This window comes from Paenibacillus cisolokensis (assembly GCF_018403665.1).
Lineage (GTDB): Bacteria > Bacillota > Bacilli > Paenibacillales > Paenibacillaceae > Paenibacillus_AH > Paenibacillus_AH cisolokensis.
Window position 1 is genome coordinate 1 of the sequence record NZ_BOVJ01000259.1, and the last position, 1,768, is coordinate 1,768.

Genomic DNA, 1,768 nt, shown 5'->3' on the forward strand with positions numbered 1-1,768 from the left:
AAGTCCAGCGGTAATATGTCAAGTCCCTGATTCGTGAAAATTGGAAATTATTTTGGCCCAAAACGCGATGACTCAGGGAAAAAGGCAACACCAAACTAAACCCAGTCGAAAATCGAGTTAATTACCAGATTTTAACTGGGAATCCGTGAAGGACTTTGGCAAAGGAGGCGTTAATCCTTCGCAGTTGTCACCTTCCTTCCAGGCGTGTAGAGTTGGCCGTTGCGTAGCAGCACATCGACCAGACGCACAAGTTTTCTTGCCGTTAAGACGAGGGCGCGTTTGTGTTGATGCTTAGGCACTTCAACGTACTTCTTCCGGTAATACTCGCCGAATTCCGGTTCGCGGTTTTTCACCGAGTTGGCAGCTTCAACAAGGTAATAACGAAGGAATCGGTTGCCGGAACGAATGCGTTTGGTATCTTCGGCCTCAAAGCCCCCGGACTGATGTTTACGCCATGTCAGGCCTGCATATTTAGCTACGGCGGCCTGATCGCTAAAGCGTTCGATGTCGCCGATCTCCGCCAGAATGCCGGCGGCGTACACCCGGTCGATGCCCGGAATGGAGCGCAGGCACTGAGCGCCGGGGATGCCAGCCAGAATGCGTTCGATCGCCTTGTCCAGCTCTTTCAGTTGGCTCTGAATACTCCGGATGGCCTGTATGGAAGTGCCGAGAACCAGATCAATGGAATCCTCTACGACCTTTGAAAGGCGGTAGGACGCTCGTGCAGCCTTCTGGATGCAGCGGGCGACATGCTCCGGGTCAGGGAAACGGTTCTTTCCCTTCTCCTTGAGATAGTCGGCCAAGTCGGCGACTTCCATGTCGGCAATCTCATCGAGGCTGAACTTTTCCGAGAGCATCTCCATGATGGCGTGGCCGAAAACGGAGCTGTCGACTTCGGAACGAAACGCATTGCATTTGTAGAACAGATTCTGCAGGAAGTACTGCTTCTCGCGTGTCAGGTTGTGAACCAGATGGTACCGCATGCGCGTCAGGCGCTGAAGCGCGATGTACTGCTCCTGCATGACGATGGTCGTCGTGAGACGGCCGAAGCGCAGGCGTTCGGCGATGATCCAGGCATCGATCCGATCAGTCTTGTCCATATCCGCGTAGGCTTCCCGGAACTTGTTAATAAGCTTCGGGTTGATCGTGAACACCTTGGTTTTCCGCTCTTGAAGCGAGGCATCCTCATGCAGGTACATAGCCGGATGCCAGCTATAGACCGAGGTTGCTTCAAGGCCGATATGGATTTCGGAAGCCGGCAGCTTGTCCGCAGCAGCCACGATGCGGTCGCGCAGATGCGAGGCACCGTGCAGATTGTTTTCTACCTTGAGCGTTTCAAGCGTATCGCCTTCCGGATCCATGAAACACGCTTCCAGTTCTTCTGAACTGACGTCAATACCGACAAATAATTTCAAGGGTGATCCCTCCCTTCTGGATTCGGGATTTAGGGAATTGGACTCTTCGGGATGCCCCCAGCGCGCTCGCCGATCCGTCACCCTCGCATATGAGAACTTCCTTCGGTCCATGAGCTGCCTCGAAGCTGCTATCTTCGAGCATGGGTTGCCGAAGGGGACAGCCAGCGGGTAAGAAGTTCAAACGAGTGCTGGGGAAACAGACTTTAGATGTAGTCGAACTACAGGAGTGAGACGAATTTCCCCAAATGACCCTAAGCTCATTGTCCGGGAACATCACGAAAAGTCCAAGACCCTAATTGTATTTTTTAAAGTTGTCAAAGAGCGGTTTTCTCTCTGGACCCCGACTTCCGCTC

Annotated in this window: 1 protein-coding gene; it reads right to left on the reverse strand. The window is 53.1% G+C overall.

The annotated features are described in order from the left end of the window. Nucleotides 1–170: 170 nt before the first annotated feature. Entirely contained in the window at nt 171–1,415 is a 1,245-nt protein-coding gene (locus tag PACILC2_RS25705) for an IS110 family RNA-guided transposase (RefSeq protein ID WP_213531850.1), read from the reverse strand. Between the last annotated feature and the right edge of the window lie 353 nt (nt 1,416–1,768).